The organism is Mycobacterium sp. NGS40 (genome assembly GCF_059812735.1).
On sequence record NZ_JCALDG010000013.1, the window covers coordinates 136,860 to 162,374 of the forward strand.

At 65.9% G+C, this 25,515-nt stretch carries 24 protein-coding genes and 1 pseudogene; 14 read left to right on the forward strand and 11 right to left on the reverse strand.

Annotated elements, in window-relative coordinates; genetic code table 11:
- Positions 1-9: 9 nt before the first annotated feature.
- A complete protein-coding gene (locus AC5Y5O_RS20440) occupies positions 10-921 on the forward strand; it encodes an SDR family NAD(P)-dependent oxidoreductase (protein ID WP_036473707.1) in 912 nt (303 codons plus the stop codon).
- Here the strand turns inward: AC5Y5O_RS20440 and AC5Y5O_RS20445 are convergent, their stop codons facing one another.
- The 4 genes from AC5Y5O_RS20445 to AC5Y5O_RS20460 are packed head-to-tail and all read right to left on the reverse strand — an operon-like array spanning position 922 to position 5,367.
- On the reverse strand, positions 922-1,698 hold the full coding sequence (locus AC5Y5O_RS20445) for an SDR family NAD(P)-dependent oxidoreductase (protein WP_036474128.1): 777 nt from the start codon (positions 1,696-1,698) through the stop codon (positions 922-924).
- A gap of 23 nt (positions 1,699-1,721) precedes the next feature.
- On the reverse strand, positions 1,722-2,666 hold the full coding sequence (locus tag AC5Y5O_RS20450) for a VOC family protein (protein ID WP_036473705.1): 945 nt from the start codon (positions 2,664-2,666) through the stop codon (positions 1,722-1,724).
- Entirely contained in the window at positions 2,666-3,877 is a 1,212-nt protein-coding gene (locus tag AC5Y5O_RS20455) for a CaiB/BaiF CoA transferase family protein (protein ID WP_036473703.1), read from the reverse strand. The genes AC5Y5O_RS20450 and AC5Y5O_RS20455 overlap by 1 nt, the downstream gene beginning before the upstream one ends.
- Entirely contained in the window at positions 3,874-5,367 is a 1,494-nt protein-coding gene (locus tag AC5Y5O_RS20460) for an aldehyde dehydrogenase family protein (RefSeq protein WP_036473701.1), read from the reverse strand. The genes AC5Y5O_RS20455 and AC5Y5O_RS20460 overlap by 4 nt, the downstream gene beginning before the upstream one ends.
- A gap of 114 nt (positions 5,368-5,481) precedes the next feature.
- Here AC5Y5O_RS20460 and AC5Y5O_RS20465 point away from each other — a divergent pair, with 114 nt between their 5' ends.
- The 5 genes from AC5Y5O_RS20465 (at position 5,482) to AC5Y5O_RS20485 (ending at position 10,513) form a co-directional block, all read left to right on the forward strand.
- Positions 5,482-6,687: an acyl-CoA dehydrogenase family protein gene (locus tag AC5Y5O_RS20465; RefSeq protein ID WP_036473699.1), complete on the forward strand. Its 1,206-nt coding sequence runs from the start codon at positions 5,482-5,484 to the stop codon at positions 6,685-6,687.
- Positions 6,684-7,691, forward strand: a complete 1,008-nt coding sequence (locus tag AC5Y5O_RS20470; RefSeq protein ID WP_036473697.1) for an acyl-CoA dehydrogenase family protein — start codon at positions 6,684-6,686, stop codon at positions 7,689-7,691. Before AC5Y5O_RS20465 ends, AC5Y5O_RS20470 begins: the two co-directional genes overlap by 4 nt.
- A 10-nt stretch (positions 7,692-7,701) precedes the next feature.
- Positions 7,702-8,844 carry an acyl-CoA dehydrogenase family protein gene (locus tag AC5Y5O_RS20475; protein ID WP_036473695.1) on the forward strand — a complete coding sequence of 381 codons (1,143 nt, stop codon included), beginning with the start codon at positions 7,702-7,704 and terminating at the stop codon, positions 8,842-8,844.
- 107 nt (positions 8,845-8,951) lie between these two features.
- Positions 8,952-9,692 (forward strand): FadR/GntR family transcriptional regulator, encoded by a 741-nt coding sequence (locus AC5Y5O_RS20480; protein ID WP_036473692.1) that lies wholly within the window; start codon positions 8,952-8,954, stop codon positions 9,690-9,692.
- Positions 9,689-10,513 carry a PaaI family thioesterase gene (locus AC5Y5O_RS20485; protein WP_036473690.1) on the forward strand — a complete coding sequence of 275 codons (825 nt, stop codon included), beginning with the start codon at positions 9,689-9,691 and terminating at the stop codon, positions 10,511-10,513. Before AC5Y5O_RS20480 ends, AC5Y5O_RS20485 begins: the two co-directional genes overlap by 4 nt.
- 25 nt (positions 10,514-10,538) lie before the next feature.
- Here the strand turns inward: AC5Y5O_RS20485 and AC5Y5O_RS20490 are convergent, their stop codons facing one another.
- Genes AC5Y5O_RS20490 through AC5Y5O_RS20500 form a run of 3 tightly spaced genes read right to left on the reverse strand, consistent with a single transcriptional unit; the run spans position 10,539 to position 13,738 of the window.
- The gene (locus AC5Y5O_RS20490) at positions 10,539-11,348 is read right to left on the reverse strand and encodes an enoyl-CoA hydratase/isomerase family protein (RefSeq protein WP_036473687.1); all 810 of its coding nucleotides are present in this window, start codon (positions 11,346-11,348) and stop codon (positions 10,539-10,541) included.
- Between the two features lie 12 nt (positions 11,349-11,360).
- Complete coding sequence (locus AC5Y5O_RS20495; protein ID WP_036473685.1) at positions 11,361-12,521, reverse strand: thiolase C-terminal domain-containing protein; 1,161 nt, start codon at positions 12,519-12,521, stop codon at positions 11,361-11,363.
- The gene (locus AC5Y5O_RS20500) at positions 12,518-13,738 is read right to left on the reverse strand and encodes a Zn-ribbon domain-containing OB-fold protein (RefSeq protein ID WP_036473683.1); all 1,221 of its coding nucleotides are present in this window, start codon (positions 13,736-13,738) and stop codon (positions 12,518-12,520) included. The genes AC5Y5O_RS20495 and AC5Y5O_RS20500 overlap by 4 nt, the downstream gene beginning before the upstream one ends.
- A 108-nt stretch (positions 13,739-13,846) precedes the next feature.
- Here AC5Y5O_RS20500 and AC5Y5O_RS20505 point away from each other — a divergent pair, with 108 nt between their 5' ends.
- From AC5Y5O_RS20505 to AC5Y5O_RS20520, 4 genes are read left to right on the forward strand one after another with little or no spacing between them, the layout of a single operon-like run.
- On the forward strand, positions 13,847-14,710 hold the full coding sequence (locus AC5Y5O_RS20505) for an SDR family oxidoreductase (RefSeq protein ID WP_096290766.1): 864 nt from the start codon (positions 13,847-13,849) through the stop codon (positions 14,708-14,710).
- A gap of 9 nt (positions 14,711-14,719) precedes the next feature.
- A complete protein-coding gene (locus AC5Y5O_RS20510; protein ID WP_084163671.1) occupies positions 14,720-15,871 on the forward strand; it encodes an acyl-CoA dehydrogenase family protein in 1,152 nt (383 codons plus the stop codon).
- The gene (locus AC5Y5O_RS20515; RefSeq protein WP_036473681.1) at positions 15,868-16,965 is read left to right on the forward strand and encodes an acyl-CoA dehydrogenase family protein; all 1,098 of its coding nucleotides are present in this window, start codon (positions 15,868-15,870) and stop codon (positions 16,963-16,965) included. The genes AC5Y5O_RS20510 and AC5Y5O_RS20515 overlap by 4 nt, the downstream gene beginning before the upstream one ends.
- Before the next feature lie 9 nt (positions 16,966-16,974).
- Complete coding sequence (locus AC5Y5O_RS20520; RefSeq protein WP_036473679.1) at positions 16,975-17,754, forward strand: SDR family oxidoreductase; 780 nt, start codon at positions 16,975-16,977, stop codon at positions 17,752-17,754.
- A 46-nt stretch (positions 17,755-17,800) separates the two neighbouring features.
- On the opposite strand, the gene AC5Y5O_RS20525 is transcribed toward AC5Y5O_RS20520, so the two are convergent.
- Positions 17,801-18,628 carry an enoyl-CoA hydratase/isomerase family protein gene (locus AC5Y5O_RS20525; RefSeq protein WP_036473677.1) on the reverse strand — a complete coding sequence of 276 codons (828 nt, stop codon included), beginning with the start codon at positions 18,626-18,628 and terminating at the stop codon, positions 17,801-17,803.
- Between the two features lie 161 nt (positions 18,629-18,789).
- Between AC5Y5O_RS20525 and AC5Y5O_RS20530 the strand changes: the two genes are divergently transcribed.
- The 3 genes from AC5Y5O_RS20530 to AC5Y5O_RS20540 are packed head-to-tail and all read left to right on the forward strand — an operon-like array spanning position 18,790 to position 21,603.
- The gene (locus AC5Y5O_RS20530; protein ID WP_036473675.1) at positions 18,790-19,620 is read left to right on the forward strand and encodes a mycofactocin-coupled SDR family oxidoreductase; all 831 of its coding nucleotides are present in this window, start codon (positions 18,790-18,792) and stop codon (positions 19,618-19,620) included.
- A gap of 12 nt (positions 19,621-19,632) precedes the next feature.
- Entirely contained in the window at positions 19,633-20,430 is a 798-nt protein-coding gene (locus AC5Y5O_RS20535) for an SDR family oxidoreductase (protein ID WP_036473673.1), read from the forward strand.
- 60 nt (positions 20,431-20,490) lie between these two features.
- Positions 20,491-21,603, forward strand: coding sequence for a cytochrome P450 (locus AC5Y5O_RS20540; RefSeq protein WP_232232266.1), 1,113 nt, complete (start codon positions 20,491-20,493; stop codon positions 21,601-21,603).
- A 4-nt stretch (positions 21,604-21,607) separates the two neighbouring features.
- On the opposite strand, the pseudogene fadD4 reads toward AC5Y5O_RS20540, so the two are convergent.
- A pseudogene (fadD4, locus tag AC5Y5O_RS20545) lies at positions 21,608-23,129 on the reverse strand (fatty-acid--CoA ligase FadD4).
- A gap of 108 nt (positions 23,130-23,237) precedes the next feature.
- Between fadD4 and AC5Y5O_RS20550 the strand changes: the two are divergent.
- Positions 23,238-23,855 (forward strand): isochorismatase family protein, encoded by a 618-nt coding sequence (locus tag AC5Y5O_RS20550; RefSeq protein WP_036473669.1) that lies wholly within the window; start codon positions 23,238-23,240, stop codon positions 23,853-23,855.
- Here the strand turns inward: AC5Y5O_RS20550 and AC5Y5O_RS20555 are convergent.
- The gene (locus tag AC5Y5O_RS20555; protein WP_036473667.1) at positions 23,839-24,450 is read right to left on the reverse strand and encodes a TetR/AcrR family transcriptional regulator; all 612 of its coding nucleotides are present in this window, start codon (positions 24,448-24,450) and stop codon (positions 23,839-23,841) included. The two genes, AC5Y5O_RS20550 and AC5Y5O_RS20555, sit on opposite strands and share 17 nt — an antisense overlap.
- Positions 24,440-25,453 (reverse strand): Rieske 2Fe-2S domain-containing protein, encoded by a 1,014-nt coding sequence (locus tag AC5Y5O_RS20560; RefSeq protein ID WP_036473666.1) that lies wholly within the window; start codon positions 25,451-25,453, stop codon positions 24,440-24,442. Before AC5Y5O_RS20560 ends, AC5Y5O_RS20555 begins: the two co-directional genes overlap by 11 nt.
- Positions 25,454-25,515: the final 62 nt, after the last annotated feature.

Genomic DNA, 25,515 nt, shown 5'->3' on the forward strand with positions numbered 1-25,515 from the left:
TAACGAGCAATGCCTGAAGGTCCGCTGACCGGCAAGGTCGTTTTGGTGACGGGCGGCGGCCGGGGAATCGGCCGAGCCCACTGCCTCGAGTTGGCCAAGCAGGGCGCAGCCGTCGTTGTGAACGATCCAGGCGTCGGCAGGGATGGCTCAAGCGGCAACGGGGAAGGCCCCGCGGCCGACGTTGTCGCCGAAATCGAGGCGGCCGGCGGCAAGGCCGTCGCACATACGGGTTCGGTGTCGGCGTGGGATGACGTCGCCCACATGATCTCCACCGCCGTCGACACCTTCGGTACCCTCACCGGCGTAGTGAACAATGCCGGCATCCTGCGTGATTCCATGGTCGCCGCCTCCAGCGAGGCCGATTGGGACGCCGTCATCGCGGTACATCTGAAAGGCACCTTCGCGGTCACCCGACATGCCTGCGAGTACTGGCGTGCGCAGTTTAAAGCAGGCAACCCGATCGATGCCCACATCGTCAACACGGTTTCCGGCGCGGGGTTGTGGGGCAATGTCGGGCAGAGTGCCTATGGCGCGGCCAAGGCCGCGATCGCCAACCTGACGGTCGTTACCGCGATGGAGGCGCAGCGTTACGGTGTTGCGGTCAACGCGATTTCCCCGCTGGCGAGGTCGCGGATGACGGCCGAGGTGTTCGGTGGCCGCGCCGACGACCCCGCGCTGGATCCCGCCCGCAGCTCCGCCGTGGTGGCCTGGCTGCAGTCCGCGCAGTCGTCCTGGCTGACCGGGCAGATCCTGCGCATCAACGGCGACAAGCTGACCCGCATCGAGGGCTTCACCGAAGCGCCGGCCGCCTACCACGCCAAAGACGGTGCAGGTCTAGTCTTTTCGGAGATCGGGCAGGCCGTCAGCTGGCTCTACGGGACCTCACCCCGCGGACTGGCCGGCCCGCTCCCGACGGCCTGATTACGGCGCCCCGCCATCGGCGTAGATAGTCTGTCCCGTGACGAAAGCGCAGATATCCGAGAGCAAGAAGGCGATCAGCGCGCCGATCTCGTCCGGCTGGCCGGGGCGACCGAGCGCGGCGTCGAACCCGAAGTCCTCCACCAGCGCCCGCTCGAGGGCCTCGTCGTAGGGATAGCCTTTGCTTTCGGCAACGTATCCGCGAATGGCATGCAGCGCATCGGTTTCCACTGCACCGGGGGCGACGCTGTTCGCGCGGATACCCGATTTCCCGTGCGTACGTGCGATGCCGCGGGTGAACGTCGCAACGGCCGCCTTGAGGCTCGCATACGGCAGCCGCGGCTCGTGAGGCGAGCGTGCCGAGTACGCGGCCGTGGTCACGATCGCGCCCCCGTTGACGGCGAGGTGCGGCAGCGCGGCCTGCACACTGCGGGTGGTCGCCAGTAGAACGTCGTGAAACGCGGTGTCCCAGGCGTCGTCGTCGGCGTCGATGGGCATCATCCCGGCGGTCCCCATCGTGATGGCGATGCCGTCGAGCCTGCCGAGTATCCGGGCCGCTTCGTCGACGGCGGCTGCCGCCGCTCCGGGCTGGCTGACATCGAACGACAGTCCGTGTGCCGACTCCGCACCCGCGGCGGCGACTTCTTGGGCGGCGTTCTTGCCGCGGTCGGCGTCGCGCCCGACCAGCACGACGGCCGCGCCCTCGCGGGCCAGCGCGCGCGCTGCGGCCAGGCCCATGCCGGCTGTGCCGCCGACGACGACGTAGCCCTTCCCCGTCATCTGCAGATCCATCGGTCACCCACTCATCGTGTAAAGAAGCTCAGCGGCCGCTCGACGAATTCGAATACCACTCCGTCGGGTGAGCGCAGGAACGAGATGTAGAGCCCGTCGATCTTCGTCCCCGGCAACGGACACCACACCGGATCACCCATCACCTCAACGGAATCCGGAACCAAAGACATTGCGGCTTCGGTGTTTTCCACCCGCAGCGCGCACCGGTACAACCCCTGGCGATTTCCGCCCCACGGCACCGGATCCGCGTTACGGGTGTCGGGATGTTCCACAACGGTCAGGGTGAACTGATGCGCGTCCTCGGCGAGTGCATAGCGAGACACCGCGCACTTGACGGGAGTGGGTGACCCGCCCGGCGCGAGTTGATCGCCGGCGACCTCGACGTGCGCCGGCGTTTGGACCTGAATAAAACCGATCGCGGTGAGGAATTCTCCGGTGGCCACCGCGTCGATGGCGGCGACGCGGATTCCGGCGAACACCGCCCCCGGCTTGTCGCTTGGGGCTTGGGCGAGCTCGATGACCGCGCCGTCGGGGTCGAGTGCGAGAACCGACTTGGCGCCCGAAATCAGGCCGTCGACCGGCTCGCTCACGGTGATGCCGGCCGCGCGCAACGCTGTGACGGTTGCATCAAGATCGGCCACGGTCAGCAGCGTCGACCGGATGCCGGGACGGGTCGGGTCGCTGTTCGGGTCGGGTTTTAGCGCCGGGCTGTGAAACTCGATGGCCTCCAAAGCACAGCCGGCGCGGGCGCCTCGTGAGTCGTAGAGAAACGAGGTCTCACAGAAGGTTTGGTCGCCGTCGATGCCGAGGATGCTGCCGTCGGTCGGAACTTTGGGATCGGTGCGCATTCGCGCCGAGAGCCCCAGCCGCCCGACATAGAGGCCCTCGGTGGCGTCCAGCGAGGAACAATTGAGGTTGACGTGCAGGAAGCGCCGCGCAAGTTCCTCGGAACCCACTACAGCACAACCGAATTGATTTTGAACTCGATGATTTCGTCCTCGCTGAACCCGAGTTCGGCGAGTAGCGCGTCGGTGTGCTCACCGTGGCCCGGCGCACATGTGAGGTCCAGGGGTGTCTCATCGAATTGCACGGGACTGGCCGCCAGCGCGAACTTGTTGTCGTTCGCATCGGTGACTTTGGGCAAATATCCATTGGCGATCACCTGTGGATCGCTGTGCACCTCGTGCGCGGTGTGCATGACGTCCCACACCCCGTCGAAACCGGCGAATGCCTTCTCCCAGTGTGAAAGGTCTTGGGACTCAAAGGCGCTGCGCAACTCGCGAATGCACTCCTGCCGGTTGCCGAACCGCACGGCCGCGGTGGCGAACCTCTCATCTTCGATCAGGTCGGTGCGGCCCAGCCGGGTGCAGAAGTCCGCCCAGAATCGGTCGGCTTGCAGCAGCACGAAGGCGATGAACCGGTTGTCGCGGGTCTTGTAGATGCTGGCCACCGGGTTGGGCATCTCGTCCAGGTTGAACTTCGGGATGTCCTGACCGGTGACACCTGATCCGACGATGTCAGGACCCAACTGCCAGATCGCGGCGTTGAGCAGCGACACGTCGACGACCGACGGCTCGCCCGTGCGCTCGCGCTTCACCAGGGCCGCGGCGATTCCGCCCGCGATCGCCAGCCCGCCGTAGGAGTCGCCGAACGCCGGCCGCTGAATGGGCGGGTAGGAGCCGTCACCGGCCGAATAGGCATCGCCGATGCCGCCGCGCGCCCAGTAGGCCGCCAGGTCGAAGCCGCCCTGCGAGGCGAGGTCCCCACGGGTGCCGTAGCCGTGGCCGCGGGCATAGATGATCTTGGGGTTGCGCGCCCGCACCTGGTCGACGTCGATCCCCATCCGCTGACGCGAATCCGGCAGCAGATTCGTGACGAAGACGTCGGCGGTTTCAAGCAGCTTCATCAGCAGCTCGAGCCCCTCCGGGGTGGAGGTGTCCAGCCCAATGCTGCGCTTGCCGCGGTTGGGCTGCTCGATGAAGTGGTTCACTCCCCCTGCACCGGTGACGACCCCGGAGCTGATCAGGCCGCGCTGCGGGTCGCCGGTCTCGGGGTGTTCGATCTTGATGACGTCGGCGCCCCAGTCGGCGAGCACGGCGCCGGCGGCCGGAACGAACGTCCACGCCGCCAGCTCAACGACGCGTATTCCGCTGAGGATGTCGCTCATAGGGGGTATCCGATCGTCTTGGTCTGCAGATGCTGTTCGAAGCCCTCGATGCCGTTCTGCCTGCCGATACCGCTCATCTTGTAGCCCCCGAAGGGGGCGTCGGCGCCGTAGTACATGCCGCTGTTGATCATCAGCGAGCCGGTGCGGATGCGGCGGGCGACGGCCATGGCGCGCTCGTTGGAGCCCATGATGCCGCCGGCCAGGCCGTAGCTGGAGTTGTTAGCCAGCTCGACGGCTCCGTCGTCACCACCGTCGTACGGCGTGATGGACAGCACCGGCCCGAACACTTCCTCCTGGAAGATCGTGTGGTCCGGGGCGACGTCGGCAACGACGGTCGGTGCCACGAAGTATCCGCGGTCCAGGCCGTCGGGGACCCCGCCGCCGGTGGTGACGCGGCCTCCGTCACGCTTGGCAATCTCGATGTAGTTCAGCACCCGGGCCTGTTGCTTGGCCGAGATCAGCGGTCCGCAGAAGGTATTCGGGTCCGCGGGGTCACCGACGGCCAGTGAGCCGAATGTCGCGGAGGCGACCTCGACGGCCTGGTCGTAATGCGAGCGCGGCACCAGCATCCGGGTGGCCAGCGCGCACCCCTGCCCCGAGTGCATCAGGGCGCCGATACAGCCGGGCAGCGCCGTGGCCATGTCGGCGTCGTCGAGCACGAGGTACGCCGATTTGCCGCCGAGCTCGAGCATGTTGCGTTTCATGGTGTCGGCCGAGAGCCGCTGGATGAGTTTGCCGACCGCCGTCGATCCGGTGAAGGAGACCATGTCGATCCGCGGGTCGGTGGCCAGCACCTGGGCGATGTCGTTGTCCGACGCCGGAACGATGTTGACCACGCCGGCCGGGATGTCGGTCTTCTCGGCGATGATCCGACCCCACCGCAGGGCAGTCCAGGGTGTCTCGATGGCCGGCTTGAGCACCATCGTGTTCCCGGTGGCCAGGATCTGGCCCACCTTGTTGCTGATGATCTCGAACGGAAAGTTCCACGGCGTGATGGCGCCAACGACGCCCATCGGCTCCTTGACCACGACGCGGTTGTACGGCACACCCATCTTGGCGTCCTGGTCGAGCATCCGCTCCCAGGTGAACTCCGAGATGTACTGCGCCGGCCACCGGATGGCGTCGGCCAGCGGCCATCCCAGCTGCGCAATGTGGGTCATCCCCACCGTCGCGCCGACCTCCGCGATCAGCTCGGCGCGGATATCTTCGGCTTCCTCCTGTAGCGCGTCGTGCAACTGCATCAGGCAGCGTTGACGGAACTCGTGGTTGGTCGACCAGTCGGTGGTGTCGAAGGCGCGCCGGGCAGCGGCGATGGCCTCTTCCATGTCTTCGGCGCTGGCGTCGGTGGCGAGCCCCAGCACTTCCTCGTTAGCCGGATTGATGTTGTCGACGGTCTTGCCGGTCGACGAATCCCGCAGCCGGCCGTCGATGAAAAGCCTGGCCTCGGGATTGAAATGGACAGTTGTTGCGGCGACCGGTGAAGCCGTCATTGGCGCTCCCTCTCGCAGAATTGTCGGCGTGGGCTAGTGTACCTTGTTATAGATAACTGTTTAGCGGATTCAGCTCCGGCTGGCGAGACGCGAGAACCAACGAAAGGGCAACAGTTGTCCGCCCCTGTCGATAGTGCCCTACATAGCGGTCGCCACCCCGAATACCTGTCCAGCGTCGCAACGTACCGCGAGGACTTCCGGCGCTACCTGCGTGATGTGGAGGCGGCCGAGGGCTGGCGCGCGGCCGCGTTCACCAGTGCCGAGGATGGGCTTGCGCACGACGCACAGGTGATGGCCAGGCTGCACGCCGACGGCTGGAACCGGTACGGCTGGCCGGAGGCCGCAGGCGGATTGGGCGGCAACGAGATTCACCGTGCGGTGTACTTCGAGGAACTCGGCCACGCGATGCTGCCCATTCCGGCCCAGCACTGGACGCTGGAGACCCTCGGCCCCGCACTGTTGAAGTTCGCCCCCGACCTTGCCGCGGCGTACCTGCCGGGATACCTCAGCGGCGCCGAGTGGTGGGGCCAGAGTTTCTCCGAACCCGAGTCGGGCAGCGACCTGGCCAGCCTGCGCACCCGCGCGGTCGACGACGGGGCCGGAGGATTCGTCGTCAACGGCCAGAAGATCTGGACCAGCCAAGGGCCCACCGCCACGCGCCTGTTGGCGTTGGTCCGCACCGGAACCCCCGAGAGCCGGCACCGCGGGCTGACGATGATCATGGTCGACGCCGACGCACCGGGCGTCACCATTCGCCCCATCGCGCTGGCCAGCGGGCGCCGCGAACTCGCCGAGGTGTTCTTCGACGACGTCCGAGTCGAGGGTGAGCGCGTCGTTGGCGACGTCGACGGCGGCTGGGCCGTGGCGATGCACCTCATGCAGTACGAACGCGGCATGTACGGCTACGCGGTGCTGAACAAGGTGCTCACCGAATTGGGTCGATTGCGTGAGCACATGGTGACCGCCGGCGCTACCGACGCGCAGCGCCGGCGCTTTGCCAGGGTGTACGTCGACGTGTCGGCCGCCCAGGCGCGCACTGCCACCACCGTGCGCCGATTGGCCGCGGGCGAGGCGGTCGGCGCCGATAGCAGCATCGACAAGCTGCTGTTCGGCCGCGCCGAGAAGGAGGTCAACGACCTCATCCTGGAAATCGAGCGGGCGCACCTGATTGGCGGTACGGGCCGCGGCGGCGCGGAACTGGACACCGCGCGGGCCGAGTGGTGGTACTCGCGCGCCGCCACAGTGATGGGTGGCACCGCCGAAGTGCAGCGTGGCATCATCGCCGACCACCTGCTCGGGCTGCCCAAGGAGAAACGATGAGGAATGCGCCGGCGGCCGACGAGTCGTGGCAGATGGTCGAAGAGGCGGTGTTTCGCCTCTTCGAGGAGCTGGCGGGCAAGAACGCCGGTGAGCACCTGGCAATCGGTGGGCGGCTGGCCGAGTTGGGCTGGTCGGAGATCGAGGCCGAGTACCCCGTCGAGGCGGCCGCCCTGTTGTTCCGCGCGCAAGGCAGATCGCTGGCCCTGACGGACTGCTTGGACCGCATCATGTTGGCCGAACTGGCCGCAGTGCTCGACGGTCCCGCGGATCACGTGCTGCTGCCCGACCTGTCCACCGGTGGTGTGGTGGCTTCCGATACTGACCGGGTCTCGGGCATCGTCCTGGGGCCGTTGGAGGGTCGAATCGTGGTGCCGGTGTCCGGGTCGACGGGCGCGGTGTCGGCGGGCGTGGTCGACGCAACGCGGCTCGACGGCCAGCGGCTGGACACCTTTGATGTGTCGACGCACTGGACGCGGGTGAGCGGATCACTTGACGTCCCGCTGGTCGAGGCCTCCACCGAATGGAAGAACGCCGTCGCCGCGGCCCATCGTGGTCTGGCCACCGAACTGGTCGAACTGGCCGCGCAGGCGCTGCGCATCGCGGTCGAGCACGTCAGCGTGCGCGTCCAGTTCGGCTCACCGATCGGGTCATTTCAATCGCCGCGTCATGCACTGGCCGATGCCTCGGCGGTGCTCGAGGGCGCGCGGGCGTTGCTGGGCGAATCGTGGCGAGACGGCGGCGAGCTGTTGGCCCTGGCCGCCAAGGCCGCCGCGGGCCGGGCACACCGCGCCGCCAGCGACGTGGCACTGCAGGTGTGCGGGGCAATCGGACTGACCGCCGAGCACGACCTGCACCGCTATGTCACTCGCGGATTCCAGGTCGACGCGCTCTGTGGGTCGCACGATCAGCTCGAAGGGCTGCTCGCCGAGCGACTCTTCGAGGACTCCGGCGAGGACTGGGCACCCGGCCGCGCCCTGCCGGCCGTCGTCACGTGGGCCGAGTAGAAGGAAGCGTATGCGCCGCAACATTTTCGACGAGATTCACGACGAGTTCCGCGCCACCGCAAGGAGCTTTTTCGAACGCGAATGCGTGCCGAACGTCGAGAAGTGGGAACGCGACGGCAAGGTGAGCCGCGAGGCCTGGCTGGAAGCGGGCGAACACGGATTGATCGGTTGGGAGTTCGACGAGAAGTACGGCGGGCTCGGAGTCAAGGACTTCCGGTTCAACCAGATCATCTCCGAGGAAATGTTCCTGACCGGCTCGGTCGGCATCGGCCTGGGCGTGCAGAACGACATCCTGGTGCCGTATCTCAACGATCTGACCACCGAGGAGCAGAAGGAACGCTGGCTGCCCAAGTTCGTCGCGGGCGAGTACATCGGTTCCATCGCGATGTCCGAGCCCGCGGCCGGATCCGACCTGGCCGGCATCAAGACCACCGCCCGCGACGAGGGCGACCACTGGGTGGTCAACGGCCAGAAGACGTTCATCAGCAACGGGCTGCTGTCCAAGCTGGTGCTGACGGCTGTGAAGACCGATCCTTCCGCCCGGCACAAGGGCATCAGCCTGCTGATGATCGAGGACGGGATGGAGGGTTTCACCCGTGGCCGCAAGCTCGACAAAATCGGCCAGTACTCCGCCGACACTGCCGAATTGTTCTTCGAGGATGTCAAGGTGCCCAAGGAGAACCTTGTGGGAGAGCTCAACCGCGGCTTCTATCATCTGGTCTCCAACCTGCCGAGCGAGCGGGTCGGCGTGGCCTGCTACGCGTTGCCGGCCGCCCGCCGTGCGCTCGACCTGACCAAGGCCTACGCATCGGAGCGCACCGCGTTCGGGCAACCGATCGGCAAGTTTCAGGTCAATAGGCACTTCCTCGCCGAAATGCAGACCAAACTCGACGCCGCACAAACGTATCTCGATCAATGCGTGCTCTCGGTCAACGACGGCACGCTGACCGATCAAGATGCCGCAGGCTTGAAATGGTGGACCTCCGAAGTTCAGTGGGAGATCATCGACCGATGCCTGCAGCTGCACGGCGGCTACGGCTATATCAACGAGTATGAAGTGGCCAGGCTCTGGCGGGACTCGCGGGTGCAGCGGCTCTACGCGGGCACCACCGAGATCATGAAGGACCTCATGGGACGGGCGATGGGGTATTAAGGGTGACGTTGCTAACTGACGGTCGCGAATTGGCGGCTCAACCGGCTATTTCGGCTAACCTGCTAAATGGTTAGTTAATTCGCATATTCGCAGCGGCGGAGGTTGCAATGGAGGTCACCAGTCTTCGAGAACCGAAGATGGCCGATCGGGTGGCCACGGTGCTGCGGCGGATGTTCATCCGCGGCGAGATCACCGAAGGCACCATGTTGCCGCCGGAATCGGAGCTGATGGAGCGTTTCGGCGTGTCCCGGCCAACGCTGCGAGAAGCGTTCCGCGTGCTCGAATCGGAGTCGCTGATTCAGGTTCAGCGTGGGGTACGCGGTGGGGCCCGCGTCACGCGCCCCCGGCGCGAAACGCTCGCCCGCTACGCCGGCTTGATCCTCGAATACGAAGGCGTCACGGTGAAGGACGTCTACGACGCACGAGTGACGCTCGAGGTTCCGATGGTCGAGCAGTTGGCCAAGGACCGCAATCCCAAGGTGATCGCCGAACTCGAGCAGATCGTCGAACGCGAATCGCAGCTGAATCCCGGCAGCGAAGCCGTTGATCAGCTCACCGACTTCCACGCCGCGATCGCGCGGTTGTCGGGCAACAGCACCCTGCAAATCGTCAGCGACATGCTGCATCACATCATCGAGAAGGCCAACCGGTCGCTGCAGCCCACCAAGGGGACGCGAGCCGAGCAGGCGGTCCGCCGCTCGGCCAAGACTCACCGGATGGTGCTGGACATGATCAAGGACGGCGACGCCGAGAAGGCCGGCGAGCTCTGGAAGCGCCATCTGCAAAAGGCAGAGGAGTTCGTCCTGACCGGGGCCGAATTGTCCACTGTCGTAGACCTTCTCGAATGACCGGCGTCGACGAACAGGTAAACCAGCACGATCTCGAGACACCGGACTCGATACAGGTCCGGTTCGGTATCGAATACGTCGAATCACACCCGGCCAAGGCCATCGCCGTGCTGTCGATGCCGATGCACCGATTCCGCAATCCGTACACCGGCGCTCCCACTGTGGGCCCCTTGGCGATCCTCGTCGACGCCGCCGCCGGGATCGTCAACCATTACCGCAGACGGCCAGGCCAGTGGACGGTGTCAAGCGAGCTGTCGATGGACCTCAGCCCCGATGTCGGTGACCTCGACGGCACAGTGCTGGCCAGCGCGCACTCGCCGGGTCCACTGGGTGCCACGTCGCTGGGAATCTGCACACTGACCTATCGCGGCACGGTTATCGGCACCGGCATCGTGCGATCGTTCTTCATCCACGCCGGCGACGTCGTCCCCCAGCAACGGCCGGAGACGCTGCGCCGGTCGGGCGAGACCACTTTCGCCGACTTGATGGCGGTGCACGTTGCGCAGGATGGTCCGGCGACGGTGCTGGCGCAGCGTGTGGACCGCAACCTGAACAACGACATCGACATCGTGCACGGGGGCGTCGCCGCCGCCGGCCTGGAGCTCGCGGCATCGGCGGCGCTAAACCGGGACCCCGCCGACGGTCTGCTGCAGACCGGCTCGCTGCGAGTGAACTTTCTTCGCCCGTTTTTCGCCGGCGCCGAATCCCGCTATGAGGGCACGGCGATGCGGATAGGCCGCAACACCGGTGTGAGCGATGCGCAGGCCATCGGCGACGACGGCAAGGTGGCGATCACCGCGCGAGTGACCGCCTACCGCTGACCGCTCCCGCGCCGGCCCCTGGAAGCTACTTCTTCGAGCGCGCCCGAAACGCGGCCACCCGCTCCTGGAACTCCGGAGTTGTGAACGACGTGTATTCCTCGGCCAGCGCGTACTCCAGCACGCCGAGCGCGGCCCGCGACAGGTGCATGTTCATCGCGACCTTGCTGGCGCGCAGCGCCTGGGGCGGCAGACCGGCGAGTCGCTCGCCGATCGCGAGCGCCTCGTCGAGCACGGTGTCGTCGGTGGCCACCTTGGTGACGAGGTTCAGCTTGTCCGCGATGGCCGGGGTGATCCGATCCCCCAGCAGCACATACTCTTTGGCTTTCATCAGGCCGATCAGCAGCGGCAGCATCGCGGCACCGCCGTCGCCGGCAACCAAGCCGACCGCGACATGCGGGTCGGCCAGGTAGCTGTTCTCCCCCATCACCAGGAAGTCGCTCAACAAAGCGATCGAGCAGCCAAGCCCCACAGCCGGGCCGTTGACGGCCGACACCAGCGGCTTGGGGAAATTGATCACCTCGAGAAACACCGTGCGGGCCTCGGTGATCTGAAACTGACGTGCCACCGGGTCCTCGATGAGGCGCCCGAACATCACCATGTCGCCGCCCGCCGAAAATGCTTTTCCGACACCGGTTGTCACCACCGCGCGCACGTCGTCGTCGGCGGCCAATACCCGCCAGATCGTCGCGAATGCGTGGTGCACCTCCTCGTTGACGGCGTTGAACGCCTCCGGCCGGTTGATGCTGATCACGTGCACGTTGCCGGTCTTCTCCACCAGCAGCCACGGCGCAAACTCTTCGTAACCGGGTAGGGTGGCGATCTCGGAAGTGGTCATCTGATGGTCCTATCAGTTCTTCTGGTTGGAAAGGACGGTGACCGCGGAGACCGCGGTCGGCCCGCCGATGTTGTGCGCTAACGCGATTCGTGCGCCGTCGACTTGATTCTCGGCTTCTCCGCGAAGCTGGTTGAACAGTTCGTAGCACTGCGCCACGCCGGTAGCTCCCGGCGGATGCCCCTTGGCCTTCAGCCCGCCGCTTGGGTTGATCGGAATCGATCCGCCCACATAGTGTTCGCGGCCTTCCACCAGCTTGTAGGCCTCGAAGCGGTTGGCGAACCCCAGATCTTCGTAGCTGATGAGCTCGACGCCGGTGAAGCAGTCGTGGACCTCGGCGACGTCGATGTCGCGCGGCGTCACACCGGCCATCGCCATCGCGGCCTTGGCGGCACGCACCGTCGGCGGAAACGTGGTCATGTCCGTCTTGTGCTGGTGCATCACCCGGTCCATACCCAGCCCGACGCCGCGAACCCAGACGGGACGGTCGGTGTAGTGGTCGACGACGTCCTCGGCGGCCAAGATCACTGCGGCGGCGCCGTCGCTCTGCGGGGTGCAGTCGTAGAGCCCGAAGGGTTCGACCACGATCGGCGCGGCCAGCGCCTGCTCGACGGTGATCTCGTAGCGCAGTTGAGCTTTCGGGTTCTTGACGGCGTGGAAGTGGTTCTTCACCGCCACCATCGCCATGTGCTCTTTGGTCGCCGGCGACTCGTGCAGATATCGCATCACGTGCAGCGCGAAGTTGGCCGGCGCAACCAGCCCCAGCGGGTAGTCCCATGCGTTGTCGCGGGTCATCGCGGCCCAGTCCCAGAACGTGGTGTTCGAGGAGGTTTCGCGAACCTTGTCGGCCCCGACCACTAGGACCACATCGTAGAGGCCGGAGGCGATGGCCAACGTTCCGTTGCGAATCGCATCATTACCGGTGGCACAGGCATTTTCGACGCGCGTCACTGGAATGTCCGTCAAGTCCAAGGTGTCGGCCAAAATGCCGGACGGGAACCCGTCGGTGGTCGCTAGCTCGCCGAACCACGCGGCCTGGATCTCCGACTTCTGAACACCCTTGTCAACCTTGGCAACCGCCTCGGCGTAGGCCATCGGAATGAGATCCTTGACGCCGAGCTCGAAGTGTTCGGCGAAGGGCGTCATCCCCGCGCCGACGATGGCGACATTTCTCATGCAACCGCTCCTTGCAGCGTCCGTCCGGGCCAGAATGCGTAACCGTAATCGGGAATACCCGCGCGAATGGCGATCCTGCGCAACACTACGGAGCCCGGCTGACCGATCGTCGCCTCGCCCGCGGGCACGCCGGTGACTTTCAGCAGCACCCGCACCGGGCTGTCGTCGAGCTGAACGACGGCCAGGGAGTACGGGCTGGGCAGGTCGGGTACCGGAATCCGCACCGTGGTGTGGGTGTAGACGGTGCCGGTGCGCGGCAGCGACTCGAGCCGATATTCGGCCGCCAACCGTCCGGCATTGTCGACTCGCAACCGGGGTGGGAACTGCGGCGCGGCATCGATTCCTGGGCTCTCGTCGAAAACCGCTGCCTCCCAGCGAATTTTCGGCTCGAAGGCCCGCGCGTACGCGGGCATCGAGATTGGGATGCCGATGCCGTCGGCAACCCGCGTCTTGGGTAGCTCCCGCGCCGGGAACTCATCGCGGGCGATCCGGGTGTTGGTGCCCGCTACCGCGAGGTCGGCCGCGCTGATGCTGGACTGCTCGACGGCGAGCAACAGGCCCGAGGTGCCGGCCTCGATCGCGTCGGCCAGCAGTCGGATGATCGCCGCGGCGGAGACGGTGGGCTCGGCAACTGCCCGCGATGTGTCGAAGTCGCTCGCGATTTGCGCCAGCGGCACGCCTGCCACGGCGGCGAGCGCCGGGGTTCCGGTCAGGCCCAGTCGGGTCAGGGTGGCACGCACCCCCACCTCGCGTTGCAGCCGGGGGTCGACGTAGGCATGGCGCGCGCCGTCCTCCCCTCGGGCCGTCAGCGGCAGACTTCGCGTCTGGCGCGCCGCCGGGGTCAGCGTGGTGCCGCCGTCGCCCGTGAGGACAGCGCCGGCCCCCGCCGCGAGGTCGTTGTCGTCGGCGGCGATCACCAGGGTGCTGTCGCCGGCGCCGCTGATTTGGTCCAGCACCGCGGGCGCACCGCCGAGGACCTCGGCGACGGGGGTGTCGGCCGGTAGGGACAACGCGGCCAATAGCACCGCGCCGTTGCCGCCTTCCAGCAGCGGAAAGTCACGTGACACCAGCACCACGCGTTGCGCCGTGGCGCCGGGATCGGCGGCGCGACCGGCGGCGACGGCCATGGTCAGCGCGTCCTCGTCGGGTCCCTTGACCCGGCGGTCGCGCACAGTCCAGGGTGGCGAATAGGTGCCGACCGAAAAGACCCGAGTCATAGATCCCCGCTTTTGTGGATGAGCGCCCGTTACATCGCGCAACTAACTAGCTATATAGTTATACCATTCGACGGCACGGCCTAGCGACGGACGGAAGGTCAACCAAACGTGGGCAATCACCATCCTCGCAGTCTGAAGGGTCGCGTCGTGCTGGTAACAGGTGCCAGCCGCGGCATCGGCGCCGCCATCGCCGAGCGGATCGCCGAAGACGGTGCCGCCGTGGCTTTGCTGGCCAAGACTGACACGCCGAATCCCAAGATCGCGGGCACCCTTGGCGAGACCGCGGACGCCGTGCACCGCGCGGGCGGCCGGGCGCTCCCGCTGACCTGCGATGTGCGCGACCCGGTTGCGGTCGCGTCAGCCGTCAACGCGGTAGCTGACGCGTTCGGCGGCATCGACGTCGTCATCAACAATGCCGGAGCCCTGGATCTGCGGCCGACCGCGCAGCTACCGCCCAAGAGCCTGCGCCGGCTGCTGGAGGTCAATGTCGAAGGGCCGTTCGCGATTGTGCAGGCCGCACTTCCGCACTTGCGCCGGTCCGACAACGCGCACGTGGTCAACGTCGCTCCCCCGCTGAACCTGGACCCCAGGTGGGTTGGCGCCCATGTCGGGCACACGGTGGGCAAGTACGCCCAGAGCCTGCTGACCTTGGGGTGGGCCGCAGAGTTCGCCTCGGTGCCGATCGCGGTGAATTCGGTGTGGCCGGCCACCACGATCGCCAGTACGGGGATGATGGTCGCGTTGGGAGAGGAGGCGGTGCGGGCGCAGGCCCGCAGCCCGCAGATCATGGCCGAGGCGGTGCACGCGCTGGTCACCCGTCCCGCCGCGGCGTGCAGCGGCCACTTCTACACCGACGAGGACATCCTTCGCGAAGAGGGCCGCGCCGACCTCTCGGAGTACCTACTGGCCGCGAGCGAGGATGACCTGAAGCCCAACTTCTACCTGCTGTCGGCCCCGGCCCCTACGGTTTAGGAAGCGGCTGTGGTGAATTCGTTCGACGCGTTGAGCGCCCGTGTGCCCGAGTTGGTCAAGCTGCGGCATGCCGTGCGCGACTTCTTGGAGTCCGACCGCGCTGAATTCGGGTGGCAGCCCGGCGTCGACTCGTGGCTGGCCGGGTGGGACCAGGAGTTCTCAGCGCGGCTGGGCGCCGCCGGATTCGTCGGCCTGACCATCCCGAAGCAATACGGCGGCCACGGTCTCGGGTATTTGCACCGCTATGTGGTGACCGAGGAGCTGATCGCGGCGGGTGCGCCCGTGGCGGCGCACTGGACCGCCGATCGCCAGGTCGCACCGGGTCTGTTGACCTACGGCAATGAGGAGCAGCGCGAACGGTTGTTGCCCAAAATTGTTGCCGGCAAGCTCTATTCGTCGATCGGCATGAGCGAGCACGGTGCCGGGTCCGACCTTGCCGCCGTGCAAACCAAAGCCATCCGCGCCGACGGCGGCTGGTTACTCTCTGGCAGCAAGGTGTGGACCAGCGGCGCCCACCATGCGCACCAGGTCGTCGTGCTGGCCCGCACCAGCCCGCCGGATCCCGAACATCGCCACGCCGGTTTCAGCCAGTTCCTGGTGCCGTGCGATGCCGAGGGCGTCCGAATCGAACCCATCATCTTGATGTCGGGCGCACATCACTTCAACGAGGTGCTGTTCGATCAGGTCTTCGTAGCCGATGCCGATGTGCTCGGCGAGGTCGGCAACGGCTGGCACCAGGTCACCTCCGAGCTGTCGTTCGAACGCAGCGGGCCCGAGCGGATCCTCTCCACCGGCCCTCTACTGTTCGCCGCCATTCGCGCACTCGGTCGTGGGCCGGTGCCCGATGACCGCACCGCGGCCGACATCGGCGACCTGATGGCGCGGTTGATCTCGCTGCGGCAGCTCTCGTTGTCGGTGGCCCGCACGCTCACCGACGGCGGCGATGCGGCGAATCAGGCCGCGCTGGTGAAGGACCTCGGCACCCGCTTCGAAGCCGAATCCGTGGGATTGATCGCCGATCTGCTCGAGGCAGTGCCACCGAATTCCGAGCTGGAGACGATGCTGAGCACCGCGTGGCTGCACAAGCCCATGTTCACCCTGCGCGGCGGTACCAACGAGGTGTTGCGCGGCGTGATCGCCCGCGGAATGGGGCTGCGATGAGCGCGCTCGCTGGCGGGGTTTTCGCCGTGACAGGGTCTAAGGACGACGACACGCAGCTGCGTCAGCTGGTCGACGACCTTGGGCGGCGCTCCTACGACGCCGGTCTGGGCCATCGCGGCATCCCCGACCAGTTCGACACCGAGCTCTGGCGCAACCTCGAGGAAACCGGGCTGGCCAGGCTGACCAGCACGCCGGACATGGGAGCCGGCCCGCACGAGCTGGCCATTGCGCTCTACGGCCTGGCCCGCCACGCTGGTGCGGTGCCGTTGGCAGAAACCGACGCGCTTGCCGGCTGGCTCGGCCAGCAGGTCGGAATCGAGCTACCCAGCGGCCCGCTGACCGTTGCGGTCGCCGATGGCGAAGTCGACGGCGACCGGATCACCGGCACCGCGGACGCGGTGCCGTGGGCGCGAGCGTGCGCCGCCGCCCTGCTGGCCGTCACCACACCCGCCGGCCTGCGGATCGGTGTCATCGACGTGATCCCCGGCCAACTGCGGGAAGGTCACAACCTAGCGGGCGAACCCCGCGATTCGCTCGTGTTCGACGTGCCGGCCGACCAGTTGCATGACGTGGACCCGGCGCTCGGCGCCGAGCTGGCTCGGCGCGGCGCATGGTCACGCTGTGTGCAGACCATCGGGGTGCTGGACGCGGCCGCAGCGCTGTCGGTGCAGCACACCCGCCAGCGCGTCCAGTTCGGTCGTCCGCTCAGCGCCTTCCAGTCCGTGCAACAGTCACTGGCCGGGATGGCCGGGGAAATCGAAAGAGCCCGTGCTGCTGCGGAGTTGGCTGTCGCCGCCGCTGCCGAGCACGGCTTCGCTTCCCCCCACACCGACTACGCCGTCACCGTCGCGAAGGTCGCGGTCGGCCGCGCCGTCGACCCGGTCACCAGCGTCGCCCATCAGCTGCACGGTGCGATTGGTGTCACCAGCGAGCACCCGCTGTGGCTGTTCACCCTGCGCGCTCAGAGCTGGACCGGGGATTACGGCACGACCGCGAACTACGCGCGGCGACTCGGTCGGCTGGTCTTGGCGACGGACGATCCGTGGAGTTTGGTGACGGGCGATCCGGCTCAACTGGAAAACAACGGTAATTAAGGAGAATTGGTGACTGTAGCGAAATTCGAAGGCGCGTCGGCGATTGTCAGCGGCGGTGCGGGCGGCCTGGGCGAGGCGACGGTCCGTCGGCTCCATGCCGACGGACTCGGCGTGGTGATCGCCGATCTCGCTGCCGACAAGGGTAAGGCGCTGGCCGACGAGCTGGGCAGTGGGGCGCTGTTCGTGAGCACCGACGTGACGAGTGAGGACAGCGTTCTCGGCGCGATCGAGCAGGCCAACCAGCTCGGCCAGCTGCGCTACGCGGTCGTCGCGCACGGCGGTTTCGGTGTGGCGCAACGGATCGTCCAGCGCGACGGCAGCCCCGCGGACTTCGGCGGCTTCACCAAGACGATCGATCTCTATCTCAATGGCACCTACAACATGGCCCGACTCGTGGCCGCAGCCGTGGCCACCGCAGAACCCCGCGATGGCGGCGAGCGGGGCGCGCTGGTGCTCACCGCCTCGATTGCGGGCTACGAAGGGCAGATCGGGCAGACTGCCTATGCCGCCGCAAAAGCCGGTGTCATCGGGCTGACCATCGCTGCCGCCCGTGACCTGAGTTCGGCGGGTATCCGAGTCAACACCATTGCACCTGGAACGATGAAGACGCCGATCATGGAGTCGGTCGGCGAAGAGGCGATCGCCAAGTTCGCCGCCAACGTACCGTTCCCGAAACGACTCGGCTCCCCCGACGAGTTCGCCGACGCGGCGACGTTCCTGCTGACAAACGGCTACGTCAACGGCGAGGTGATGCGCCTCGACGGCGCGCAACGCTTCACTCCGAAGTAACCGGAATGGGCGGACGGGCCGGCCTCGCGCCAGCTGTAGCGACGCGCTACAACCGGCCCTCCACCCGAAGTTTCGGGTGCACCCAGTCCGGCGAGTTCTTCTGCTTGAACGCCCGGAAACCTTCGGCTGCCTCGGGACCGAAAAGACTGGTCGTCATGCCGATCCGGTCGTAGAGCCCGAGGTAGTTGTCCAGGCTCGCCTTGACCAACCCGCGCGCTCCCGGAGCGGTCCGGCAACACTGCGCGAGCAACTCCTTGGCGACGCTCATCAGGTCGTCGTGCGGGACCACCCTGCTCACCATGCCCCAGTCGAGCGCCTCCTGCGCGTTCAGCGTCCGTCCGGTGAACATCAGGTCCTTGGTCCGGACCGGTCCGATGAGCCGGGCCAGTACCTGGCTGTAGTACGTGTCGGCGATGCCACGGAACAATTCGGGCACCCGGAAGACGGCCCGATCACTTACCACGGCGAGGTCACTGCACATCGCGATCTGCAGGCCACCACCCTGACAGATGCCGTTGACCGCGGACACGACCGGCTTGGCCGACTGCCGCAGCGTGTCGAACGGGGTGACGTCGGTTCCCAGGGTGGACGCGAAGTCCATCCAGTTGTCTGCTGCTTTCTGACCCAGGTCACCTCCCGGCGCGAAGACGTCGCCGGTGCCCGTGATGAGCAGGCCCGCGAGGTCGGGGTCGGCATTGACCCGACTCACCGCGTAGCGGATCCCGAAGTACATTGCGGGCGTCATCGCATTCCGCGCCTCGGGGCGGTCCAGGGTGCAGATAGCAAACGCACCTTCACGTTCGAACCTCAGGTAGGGGCTCCCCAACCAGTCACCGTCGGGTGGGCGTGGACCGCCATTGGGGCTGTCGGACATGTGATATCCCTTCCAAGGCTCGGAGTGTTCCGTCGCCCACCAAATTAGCCAAATAGTTGTATGATTCCAATTCCGCGGCGTAACGTGGCGCACGTCACTGCGTCGCGCTCTCGCCACCACAGGGCGCGGCCGATAGCGCGAGCTACTGGAGGCTTACAGATATGGGTTCACTGGACGGCAGGGTTGTCTTCATCACCGGAGCCGCTCGCGGGCAAGGCCGTTCGCACGCGGTGATGTGTGCCGAGCAAGGTGCCGACATCGTCGGCGTCGACATCTGCGAGAACCTCGACATCGTGCCCTATGCACTTGGCACCGAAGATGATCTCGAGGAGACGGCCCGCCTGGTGGAGAAGACCGGTAGGAAGATGCTGACCCGCAAGGCCGACGTCCGCGACAAGGCTGCGCTACAGGAGGCATTCGACGCGGGCGTCACCGAGTTCGGCCACGTCGACACGGTGCTCGCCAATGCCGGGGTCGTCCTGACCAACGCCGATGAGCGCGACGCGTCGGAGGCGCTGAGGTTAGGGCTCGACATCATGCTCATCGGGGTGTGGAACGCTTTCCAGGTGGCGATCCCCCACATGAAGGAACGCGGTGAGGGTGGCAATCTGATCGCGACGAGTTCGATGATCGCCCTGCTGGACCTCACCGACGGCCGCGGCGGCAGCGATGCCTACTTGATGTCGAAGGTCGCCGTCGTCGGCCTGGTCCGCGCGTATGCGGCCATGCTTGCCCCCGACCGCATTCGCGTCAATGCCGTGGCGCCGACCAACTGCGCGACCCCGATGATCACTGACAACCCGGCTCTGTTCAAGGTGATTGAGGACAACCCTCGCATGGTCAATGCGGTCCAGACCGCGCTGCCGGGCTTGCCGCTGATCGAGCCACGCGACGTCAGCAACACGATCCTCTTCTTGCTCAGCGACGCGGGCCGTTCGTTCACCGGAAGCATGCTCAAGGTGGACGCCGGCATGGACGTGCGGCGAGGCTAGTCGGCGCACCGGATGCATTACCGTATCGACGGCCGATCGGCGCTGGTCGTAGGCGGCAGCAAGGGAATCGGCTTCGAGGTCGCCAAACTGCTTGCCGCGGAAGGTGCGCGGGTTGCGATACTGGCGCGGACTAAGACCGATGTCGACGCCGCGGTCGAGGCAATCCGCACCGAAGGGGGCACTGCCATCGGTGTCACTGCCGACGTGGCCGACGACGGGCAGCTGACCGACGCCGTCCGCGAGATTGCGGCCCAGCACGGGGCGCCGCTAATCGTTGTCGGCCAAGCTAAATACCAGCGGCCCGGCGATTTCGCCGACATCACCGATGTGAATGTCTATCGCGAGTCCTTCGAAATGCACACGATGAGCCAGATCCTGCTCTTGCGAGCGGTTCTGCCGGCGATGCGGGCCGCGGGCTGGGGCCGATTCGTGCACATCGGGTCGGCGACCGCCAAGGAGCCGGCGGGCAACATCCACCACGCAGTGGCCAACACCAGTCGGCCGTCGACGATCGGCCTGCTCAAGACGGTCTCCGACGAGTACGCCCAGTACGGCATCACGGTCAACACCGTCGCGCCCGGCTGGATTGAGACTGAGAACGCACTGGCCTACCTGGAGCAGCACCTCGGCGCGAGCACCGATCAGGAGCGACGCGAGTTCATGCTGCGCGAAGCTCGGGTGCCGGCAGCGCGAATGGGCAAACCGAGCGAGATCGCCTCGCTCATCGCCTACCTGTGCTCAGAACCTGCCGGCTACCTCACCGGTAGTTGGATCGAAGTCGACGGTGGCTTGCACCGGTCGGCGTTCTAACCTTTGGGAGCATACGTGGAAACCCTTGGCGCACCCGAACTTTCCTTCGCCAGCCTGCCGATGGCGGCAGACCGCGGGGCGGGGTGGAAGGTCCTTCGCGACGCAGGGCGGGTGGTGTCCGTCGACGGAATCTTCTATCTGACCCACCGCGAGGACGTGCTGGCCGCGCTGCGCGATCCTGAATTGTTCTCCTCGAAGAAGGCTTTTGACGTGCTCGGCAGCCCGCTGCCGTTGGTGCCCATCTCGTTCGACCCGCCAGAGCACACCCGGTTCCGTAAGATCCTGCAGCCCTTCTTCAGTCCGCACACCTTGAAAGAGATGCTGCCCTCGCTTCAGCAGCAGGCGATCGAGATCATCGAGCGGGTAGCCGCACAAGGCGAGTGCGAAGTCGTGGCCGACGTGGCGATCCCGTACCCCTCACAGGTATTCCTGACCTTGTTCGGGCTGCCGCTGGAGGATCGCGACAAGCTCGTCGCATGGAAAACCGCGGTCATCGCGATCTCGGAAGCGCCGTCACTGGAGGATGCCGACCTGACGCCGGCACTCGAATTGGTCGAGTACCTCACCGAGGCGATCAACGCGCGGCGGGCCGACCCCGGGCCGGACATCTTGTCTCAGTTGCTCAATGGCGAGGAGCCACTCGACGACGCCGAAATCATGGGCCTGAGCTTCCTTTTCGTCCTGGCCGGGCTGGACACCGTCACCGCGGCGATGAGTTCCGCACTGCTGGAGCTCGCCCGCAACCCGGAGCTGAGGACCACCCTCCGCGACGATCCCGACCAGATCGATGTGTTCGTCGAGGAGATCGTCCGGCTGGAGCCGCCGGCGCCGATGCTGCCCCGCGTGACCACCACCGAGGTCACCATCGGGGACGTCACGCTGCCCGCCGACACCATGGTGCGGTTGTGTGTCGCTGCCATCAATCGCGACGACAGCGACGAGATCTCGACCAACGACGTGGTGATGGATGGAAAGGTGCACCGGCACTGGGGCTTCGGTGGCGGGCCACACCGCTGCCTGGGGTCGCACCTGGCCCGCCTCGAGCTGAAATTGATCGTGGCCGAATGGCTCCGGCGCATTCCCGAGTTTTCGGTGAAAGTCGGTGAGGAACCGCAGATTGTGTTCCCCGCGAGCACCTTTTCACTTGAGCGCGTGCCTCTGAAACTGGGCTGATCGCCTATCCCTTCGCCGAATACTTGCCGACGAGCTGCTGCTTGTACAACTTACCGGCATCGGTCCGGGGCAGCTGCGCCTCGAACGAGAGAGACCGCGGACACTTGTAATGCGCCAACCGGTTTCGCAGCCACTCCAATAACTCTGCCGCGAAGCCGTCGTTGGCATCAGCCGGATCTACCGTCTGCACCACGCCTTTGACAGCCTGACCCATCTCGTCATCCGGAATACCGAAGACTGCCGCGTCGAGCACCTTGGGATGGGTGATCAGCAGGTCTTCGGCTTCTTGCGGGTAGATGTTCACCCCACCCGAAATGATCATGTGATGACGGCGATCAGTGAGATAGAGGTAGCCGTCCACGTCGAGATAGCCGATGTCACCGACGGTCACCCAGCCGTGCGCGTCGTGGGCCGCCGCCGTCTTCGCATCGTCTTTGAGGTACTGGAACGAATGCCCTCCCTCGTAATAGATCTCGCCGGGCACACCAGGCGGTAGCTCATGGCCGCTCTCGTCGAGGATGTGTGGGACCCCAACTAAGGGTCGGCCGACCGAGCCGGGGTGGGTCAGCCAGTCCTCGGCGCGGATGAACGAGGCTCCCACCGCCTCCGAAGCGGCGTAGTACTCGTCGATGATCGGCCCCCACCACGCGATCATCTGTTTCTTGATGTCCACCGGGCATGGCGCGGCCGCAGGCACCACCCGCAGCAGGTTGGAAACGTCGTAGGACATGCGCACCGCTTCAGGCAGTTTGAGCATCCGCACGAACATCGCCGGGACGAATTGGCCATGAGTGATGCCGTAGCGCTGGATGCACTCGAGCGCATGTTCCGGGTCGAACTTCTCCATCACGATGGTGGTGCCCTCCCGGCACCACCATCGACCAGAACGACGGCGCGGTGTGATAAAGCGGCGCCGGGCTCAGATACACCGACTCGCTGGTGATTCGGACGGCATTCATCAACGGCATCAGGATGTTGGGTGCTTCGCTTGGTGGTAGATGCGGAAGCTCACGGCGGATCCCCTTGGGTCTGCCAGTGGTTCCCGACGAGTACTGCAGCAGATCGCCTTCGCTTTCGTAGGGGATCGGCGTCTCGGGTTGGTCGGCAACACATTCCGGGTAGCGGTACCATCCGTCCAGATCGTCGTCGGCGATCAGCAGCAGCTCAGGTAACCCCCTGGGGGAATGCTCGGCAAGGCCTTCGCAGACGTCGCGAGTCGCGCGTGACCCGATCAGCGCCTTTGCTGAACTGTTGTCGACGATGTAGGCGGCCTCGGCGGCCGTCAGGTGAGTGTTGATCAACGTGTAGTACAGACCGCTTCGGCGCGCCGCCCACATCACGGCATGGACGTGTTCATTGTTCTCGAGTAATGCCGCAACCGTGTCGCCCTCGCGAAGTCCGGCTGCATACCAGAAGTGAGCCAGACGATTGGCACGCTTCTCCAGCTCGGCAAAGTCGATCACCGTGCCGGTCCGAGCGAGTACCAGGGCAGGTTTACCCGGTGAGATGTGATCGCGGATCTCCACGATTTCACCTTAGAGTCTTCCGTGGTAAAGAAGGCGAAACTCGATACTTTGTAAGGGATCTACCGAATTTTTCGTCATAGGTGTCAAAAAATGCACTAGGGTGCAGGGATGGCTCCGACACCATGGGACCCCGAGACCACGGCCGTTGTCTGTGTGGAATGCCAGAACGGTGTGCTGGGCCCCGAGTCCGTCTTGCCCGCTTTGGCCGCCGACAGCTCTGAACTCGTCTCCAGTGTGCGCCGACTTCTCGATTCCGCCCGCCAGTTCGGCGCGCGGGTTGTGCACGCGACCTATGAGGGCAACCTCGGCGGCCGGCCGACCGGAACAGCGCGCATCTGGCGGGCCCTGGGCCCCGCAACCGCTCACTGGGCACCCGGAACCGCCTCCACTACAGTGCTTCCCGAGCTACTGGCACCCACCGATCTGGTGTTACCGCGCCACCACGGCCTTTTCCCAACGCTCGATTCCGAACTACTGCCCGTGCTCAAAGGCTTCGGCGTGGGCACCATCGTCCTTGCCGGCGTTTCGCTGAACCTGGCGATCACCCACACTGCCGGGCATGTTACGCAGGCGGGTTTCGAACTCGTCGTCCCGCGCGACGCCGTCGGCGGCACCCCCAAGGACTATGCAGAACAGGTGCTGGACAACACTATTGCCGTGCTCGGTCGGCTGACCACAATCGATAAGCTCATCGACGAATGGACATCGGTCAGGTCTGACCGTTGACCGTTCGCCACAGCATCTCGGTGGCCGCCATGAGCACCGCTTGGCGCGTCGTCGACGGGACCTCGTTGTGGCGAACCATCAGCCATGACCGTTCGAGCATCGCCATAATCACCAGCCCGGTAGCCACGGGGTCAAGGTCGGGCGGTGTCGGCGCCATCTTTGCGATGCCCTCACCGAGCGCGGCGGCGGTTCGGCGGTGCGAGCGGGCGACCGCGGCGCGGAATTTGCGATCGGGAGGCATGTCCTCGGTGGAGCGGATGACGAACGCACCGTTGCGGTCGAGGTAGTCGAAGTAGCCGGCAACCCAGGCCTCGACGTCCTTTCGGCTGGGCGGGCTTTCCTGCTCCATGAAAGCCTCGACAACCGCCAGCGCTTCGCGGTAGGTGTCGGTGCCGAGCTCGATGAAAAGCTCGGTCTTGTCGGAGAAGTAGTAGTAGAAGTTCGCCCGGGTGACCGGCGCGAGGTCAGTGATGTCCTTGATGGTGACGCCCGAAAAACCCTTGCGCGCAAACGCGGTCCGCGCAGCGTCCAGGATTGACTCTCGGGTGCGGTCGGACTTGCGTGTTACCCGCGGGGGCGAGCCCTCAGACACCATGCGCGACCGGCTCGGCGGCGGCCTCCGGTTCGGGATAAAACCCGCTCGCCCACCGACGCAGCGCGCGAAAGCCTGCGGCCTCCGAGGTCGCCAGACCCGGCGGTTCGAGGTACTTCTGGTGCTCCCAGATCCGGATGTCGTCGGGCAGGGCGAGTTTCGCTGCGGCCAGACGCGCCTCAAAATCATCCGGGCCTTCTGACGGTTCCTCGCTGATCCAGTAGCCGGCGAAGATGTCGGATCTGGTGTCGTCCACCGGTGTCGCGCAGATGGAGATGACTCGGATTCCGTCGCGGACGTGTTCGCCGTTGTAGCTGAGCCCGATTCCTGACCAATAGATTTCGATCGTGTTCATCGTGTCGCCGGTGCGGTCCAGGCCGTCGCTCCACCTCCGGCCAAAGCCGACCTTGGCCGACCAGGTCGAGCTATCGGTGCTTTCACGCAGTACCACGGGACTGATCGGGGTGCGATGGACGAATTGGAAGTGGTGGGGATCGACGGCGTTCTCGGCGATCACCTGGGGATGCACCTTTACCCGCTCATGCCGCGTCCGGCAATCGGCGCCAAAGGGGTGGAACCGCCGCGAGCGGACATGGTCTCCGAGCACCGCGAAAGCGTCCGGCGCAACCCATAGCGGCTCCCGGCCTGCGCTGTCATGCCAGATCAAGATCGAGTCGTTGAGCTCCGCGACCGGGTAGGAACGTACTCGTCGGGCCTTATTCGGCCGATCCTGGTACGGGATGTGGACATTGCGTCCGGCGCCGTTCCACACCCAGCCGTGAAACGGGCACTGGATGCCTTCTTCGACGACGCACCCCCCGTGGGCCAGGCTCGCGCCAAGATGTTGGCAGTGCGCGTCAAGCACCTTCACCACCCCGTCCAGCTGCCGGAAGGCGACCAGGTCTCGGCCGAAGTAGTGCAGTGGGACGACCTCGGCGACGGCGATGTCGGCGCTCCAGGCCACCTGGAACCAACCGGTGGGCAGCATGCTCGGCAGGGTTTGCATTGTCCGAACGCCCTTTCCACGCGGGACACCTGAACAGATTTATTTCGAGGCTACTCATTTTT

Bases quoted from the DNA above. Each gene is read 5' to 3' on its own strand.
- AC5Y5O_RS20440 (WP_036473707.1), top strand. From the start codon at position 10: ATGCCTGAAGGTCCGCTGACCGGCAAGGTCGTTTTGGTGACGGGCGGC.
- AC5Y5O_RS20445 (WP_036474128.1), bottom strand. From the start codon at position 1,698: ATGACGGGGAAGGGCTACGTCGTCGTCGGCGGCACAGCCGGCATGGGC.
- AC5Y5O_RS20455 (WP_036473703.1), bottom strand. From the start codon at position 3,877: ATGAGCGACATCCTCAGCGGAATACGCGTCGTTGAGCTGGCGGCGTGG.
- AC5Y5O_RS20460 (WP_036473701.1), bottom strand. From the start codon at position 5,367: ATGACGGCTTCACCGGTCGCCGCAACAACTGTCCATTTCAATCCCGAG.
- AC5Y5O_RS20470 (WP_036473697.1), top strand. From the start codon at position 6,684: ATGAGGAATGCGCCGGCGGCCGACGAGTCGTGGCAGATGGTCGAAGAG.
- AC5Y5O_RS20475 (WP_036473695.1), top strand. From the start codon at position 7,702: ATGCGCCGCAACATTTTCGACGAGATTCACGACGAGTTCCGCGCCACC.
- AC5Y5O_RS20480 (WP_036473692.1), top strand. From the start codon at position 8,952: ATGGAGGTCACCAGTCTTCGAGAACCGAAGATGGCCGATCGGGTGGCC.
- AC5Y5O_RS20485 (WP_036473690.1), top strand. From the start codon at position 9,689: ATGACCGGCGTCGACGAACAGGTAAACCAGCACGATCTCGAGACACCG.
- AC5Y5O_RS20490 (WP_036473687.1), bottom strand. From the start codon at position 11,348: ATGACCACTTCCGAGATCGCCACCCTACCCGGTTACGAAGAGTTTGCG.
- AC5Y5O_RS20495 (WP_036473685.1), bottom strand. From the start codon at position 12,521: ATGAGAAATGTCGCCATCGTCGGCGCGGGGATGACGCCCTTCGCCGAA.
- AC5Y5O_RS20500 (WP_036473683.1), bottom strand. From the start codon at position 13,738: ATGACTCGGGTCTTTTCGGTCGGCACCTATTCGCCACCCTGGACTGTG.
- AC5Y5O_RS20515 (WP_036473681.1), top strand. From the start codon at position 15,868: ATGAGCGCGCTCGCTGGCGGGGTTTTCGCCGTGACAGGGTCTAAGGAC.
- AC5Y5O_RS20525 (WP_036473677.1), bottom strand. From the start codon at position 18,628: ATGTCCGACAGCCCCAATGGCGGTCCACGCCCACCCGACGGTGACTGG.
- AC5Y5O_RS20530 (WP_036473675.1), top strand. From the start codon at position 18,790: ATGGGTTCACTGGACGGCAGGGTTGTCTTCATCACCGGAGCCGCTCGC.
- AC5Y5O_RS20535 (WP_036473673.1), top strand. From the start codon at position 19,633: ATGCATTACCGTATCGACGGCCGATCGGCGCTGGTCGTAGGCGGCAGC.
- AC5Y5O_RS20540 (WP_232232266.1), top strand. From the start codon at position 20,491: ATGGCGGCAGACCGCGGGGCGGGGTGGAAGGTCCTTCGCGACGCAGGG.
- AC5Y5O_RS20550 (WP_036473669.1), top strand. From the start codon at position 23,238: ATGGCTCCGACACCATGGGACCCCGAGACCACGGCCGTTGTCTGTGTG.
- AC5Y5O_RS20555 (WP_036473667.1), bottom strand. From the start codon at position 24,450: ATGGTGTCTGAGGGCTCGCCCCCGCGGGTAACACGCAAGTCCGACCGC.
- AC5Y5O_RS20560 (WP_036473666.1), bottom strand. From the start codon at position 25,453: ATGCAAACCCTGCCGAGCATGCTGCCCACCGGTTGGTTCCAGGTGGCC.